The sequence below is a fragment of the Pseudoalteromonas sp. XMcav11-Q genome, from assembly GCF_040104525.1.
In the GTDB taxonomy this organism is placed as follows: Bacteria; Pseudomonadota; Gammaproteobacteria; order Enterobacterales; family Alteromonadaceae; genus Pseudoalteromonas.
Map to the genome: position 1 here is coordinate 1 of NZ_JBECOX010000031.1, position 4424 is coordinate 4424.

General features: G+C 45.0%; 1 protein-coding gene. It reads left to right on the forward strand.

The features are described 5' to 3' along the window. Positions 1 to 4424, forward strand: a 4424-nt coding sequence (locus ABMY45_RS23720; protein WP_349289592.1) for an amino acid adenylation domain-containing protein, incomplete at both ends; no start/stop codon positions are given.

The following is a 4424-nucleotide window of genomic DNA, read 5'->3' on the forward strand; positions in this document are numbered from 1 at the left end:
AGGGCGCGTTGACGAGCAGGTGAAGTTACGAGGTTTTCGTATTGAGCTTGGGGAAATAGAGCATCACCTAAATAGCCATGATGCAGTAATAGAATCGCTAGTGTTAGTGGTAGAAGAGGCAGGAGAGGCGCAGTTACAGGCTTACGTTCGAACAGAAGAAGCGACGGGTTTGGCACAGCAGCTACGTGAGTATCTACGGGCATTACTACCGGAGTACATGCTGCCAAGTCGCTACATTGGGGTATCACAGTGGCCGCTATCCCCGAACGGTAAAATTGACAAAAATGCGCTAAAAGCGAAAGTTAATCAGCCTATAGCTGAACAAATAATGCAGCCTCAGTCAGAGACTGAGGTTAAGTTGTTAAATATTTGGTCTAGCATATTAAATACTCCGGTTACTGAAATAGACCTAAATAGTAGCTTTTTTAGTCAAGGCGGGCATTCCCTACGGGCGGTAAAAATGCAAGCTGCAATACAAGCAGAATTTGCAAAGTCACTGTCCTTACAAACCATTTTTAAGGCCCAAAGCATTAGAAATATAGCTCACTGTCTTGATGAGCAAGCTGACTATATTCTTGGCGCGACGATTCAAGCTAAGGCAGATAAGTCACAATTACACCCGCTGTCTTATGCACAAAAGCGGTTGTGGTTTATAGATAACCTGAATCAAGGTAGTTCTGAATACCATATTACTTCAGCGGTACAACTAAGCGGGAAATTTGATTTAGCGAGCGCGCAGCAATCCTTTACTTTGCTTATTGAGCGTCATGAGACTTTAAGAACCGTCTTTATTAAATCGGCTGATGGCGTTGTGATGCAGAAAGTTAATCATACTAAGCCTTTTCAGATAAAGCACTTATCATTGACTCACTTAACGGGAGATGCGCAAAAGCTGGCTTTAGAACGGTTGATACATGAGCAAAACAGTCAGCCTTTTGATCTGAGTTTAGACCAAATGCTACGAGTTTCGGCGGTAAGTTTAGCGGAAGATGAGCTTGCGATTATTTTTACAGTACATCATATTGCTTCAGACGCTTGGTCAATGGGGGTCTTGGTTAATGAGTTTTGTAGTATCTATCAGGCGCAGGTGACTCAACAGCCACAAGACTTACCTCCTCTCAGTATACAATATAGTGATTATGCACATTGGCAGCAACAGAGTGACACCCAAGCGAGAATAAGTAGTCAGTTGCATTATTGGCAGCAGCAGTTGCAAGGGCTGCCCTCTGTGCACCAAATACCGTTAGATCACGCTAGGCCGAGTGCTAAGTTAAGTAATGGTAAACGCCTACAACGAAAATTACCCTCAGCGTTGGTTGAGAAATTACAAAGGCTTGCTACCGCTGCCAATATAACCCCTTTTATGCTCTACCATGGGGCATTAAGCCTATTAATATCAAAATATAGCTATGAACACGACGTTGTGATTGGCACCCCTGTAGCAAATCGATGTCAAACAGAGCTGGAGCCGTTGATCGGCTTCTTTGTCAACACACTAGTGCTTCGTAGTGATACTCAAGAGCGTACTTTATCTGCATTCTTTCAGCATATTCGCGACGTGAACCTTGCAGCGCAAGAACATCAGGAAGTACCGTTTGAACAAGTGGTAGATGCTTGTTGTAACTCTCGTACAACTCAATATACACCGCTATTTCAGATCATGTTGAACATGAATAATACGGAGTCTTCATCGTTCACGCTTAGTGGTGTAGAAGCAAATCTTATCCCAGTGGCAGCTGATAGATGCAAATATGACTTAGAGTTTGCGGTACAGCTAAGTAGCAGTTGCCCTGTGTTGATGTTGCAATACGATACTAGCTTATTTTTACCCAGTAGTATGGAGTTAATGCTGGCCGATTTCGCCGCATTGCTAACAAGCTTAAGTGAGTGTACTTTTGAAACGACGATGCTTAGTGAGCTTACGCTTTCCTCATCAGAACGGGGATATATTGGGCGAGAAGCACCACAAGAATTAAGGTTACAAGAGTCGTTTCAACAGCAGGTCAATAGAAAACCAAAACAGGCAGCACTGCAGTTTTCTAACAGCACGATGACTTATGCGGATTTGGCAGCACAAGTTCAAGATCTCGCTTGCTACTTAGTAACTCATTTCCCACCTCATGCTCGAATTGGTATTTGTCTCGGCCGTTGTGAGTCTTTGTTGGTTTCAGTATTAGCAATATTGCGTGCTGATATGACCTATGTTCCTATGGATCCGAGTCACCCAGAGCAACGTTTGTTAAGAATAGCCGAGCATGCGGAGCTGGCAGCCATTATAACAAAGCCTGAGTGGCAGTCGAAGCTACAAGGCGTCTCAATTGCTACTGTCGTCGATATCAACACCTATGAGAAAACGGCTAAAACTAAGTTAGCTGAGGTGTACAGCAACCCTGTCGCGTATGTTATTTATACATCTGGTTCAACTGGCACACCGAAAGGAATTGAGGTACTACATAAAGGCTTAAGTAACTATCTTGATTATGCAGCAAAGCATTATCTCTGTGCAGGTATATTACGGTCAGTAGTTAGTTCAACACTGAGTTTTGATGCAACGTTAACTTCGTTATTGGCACCACTTATCAGCGCTAAAACAATCACGATACTGCCAGAAGAAGATACTTTAGCTGATCTGTATCAGTGTTTGCGCAGTGGCCCTGCTAGTTTGTTTAAACTTACACCATCCCACCTGAAGGCGCTTTGCGCTATTCACCATGGTGAGAGTATTACAACACCTCATACGATAGTGGTGGGTGGGGAACAGTTTACAGGCCAGCTGTTGGGACAGTGTCAGCGATGGCTCAATGGCGCGACCTTTGTGAACGAATATGGCCCCTCGGAAACCGTCGTTGGCTGTTGTGATTATGTTGTACTTCCTGGCCAGAAAGAGCCCGCTAGTGCAGCGGTTTCAATAGGTCGTGCGATTGCAAATACCCAACTTTATGTGCTTGACCCATATCTTCAGGTGGCACCTAAAGGTGGGGTCGGTGAGCTATGTATTGCCGGCTTTGGAGTTGCTAAAGGATATTTACAGCAGCCCCAACTCACAGCCGAAAAGTTTCTGAATTGGCAAGGGGAGCGGATCTATCGCAGTGGGGATCTTGTCCGTCAACGCAAAGATGGCAACTTAGTTTACGTAGGCCGGATCGATGAACAGGTAAAAATTCGTGGCTATCGTATTGAGTTGGCTGAAATTGAGGCGCTTGCAGTGGCGTTTACTGGCGTTGAACAAGCCGTAGCCCATGTAATTGAAGGAAAAAATAACAGTGCTCAGTTATTACTTTATATAACGTTAAAACCAACTTTGTGTGGCAATGAGCAGACTTCATTGTTGAAGCGTTACCTCGCCGAACAATTACCAGAATATATGGTGCCGAGCCAGTTTGTGGTGTTGGAGCAATTTCCACTTACAGTCAATGGTAAGGTTGATAAACGCGCTTTGCCACAACCGGAGTTGACGACAGCGCATTACCGAGGACCACAAAATAAAACAGAAGCGCAATTGCAGCAATTATGGTCGAGTTTATTAAAGATACCGCAAGCGTCACTGAGCTGTGAGGCAAACTTCTTTGCCCTAGGTGGCGACTCAATATTATCAATTCAGCTAGTTTCACGGGCAGCGGAGCAAGGCCTGTATTTTAGTGTTAAAGACCTGTTTCGTCATCAACACATCGTGGCATTAGCACGGTGTGTAAAGCAGAGCAAAGGATACACGATAGCACAAGAGGCGGTGATAGGAGAGATGCCATTGCTGCCTATTCAGCAGGCATTTTTCAAAAACGAAACGGCGTTAGCCCACTTTAACCAGTCGGTTCTATTAAGTACCCCAGAGGATTTTGACACCCAATGCCTGATACCGATGTTGCAAGCTTTGGTCACGAGACATGACGCATTGAGGCTCAGTTTTGATAAATCACAGGGGCAGTGGCGAGGTTGGTATCAAGCCTTGGAAGCATTGGCGCTATCAAACTGCATAGAGCAGCATGAGTGGGATGGAGAGGCAGAGAGTTTAACGGCTATTGCAGAGCGAGCGCAGCGCAGCTTATCACCGATAGATGGTGAGTTATTACGATTGGTCTATTTGGCGAACAAAGCGGGTACAGGACGCTTGCTGTTGGTGATACATCACTTAGTTGTGGATGGGGTTTCTTGGCGTATTTTGCTGTCAGACATAGCACAGCTCTATCAACAATACCAAGCGGGAGAAGCATTGCAGCTTGGTGATAAGACACATAGTTATCAACAGTGGGGAAGACACTTACAGCGCTATAGCGAGAGTGAAGGGCTTCAGCAGCAACGCTCATATTGGCGGGAACTAGAGGCAGATAATAGTTGGCAACAGCATTATGGTCATGAGCAGGTACAAGCAGGTGTACGGCGACAATTACAAATCCAATTGAGTGAGGATGAGACACAGGCTTTGCTCA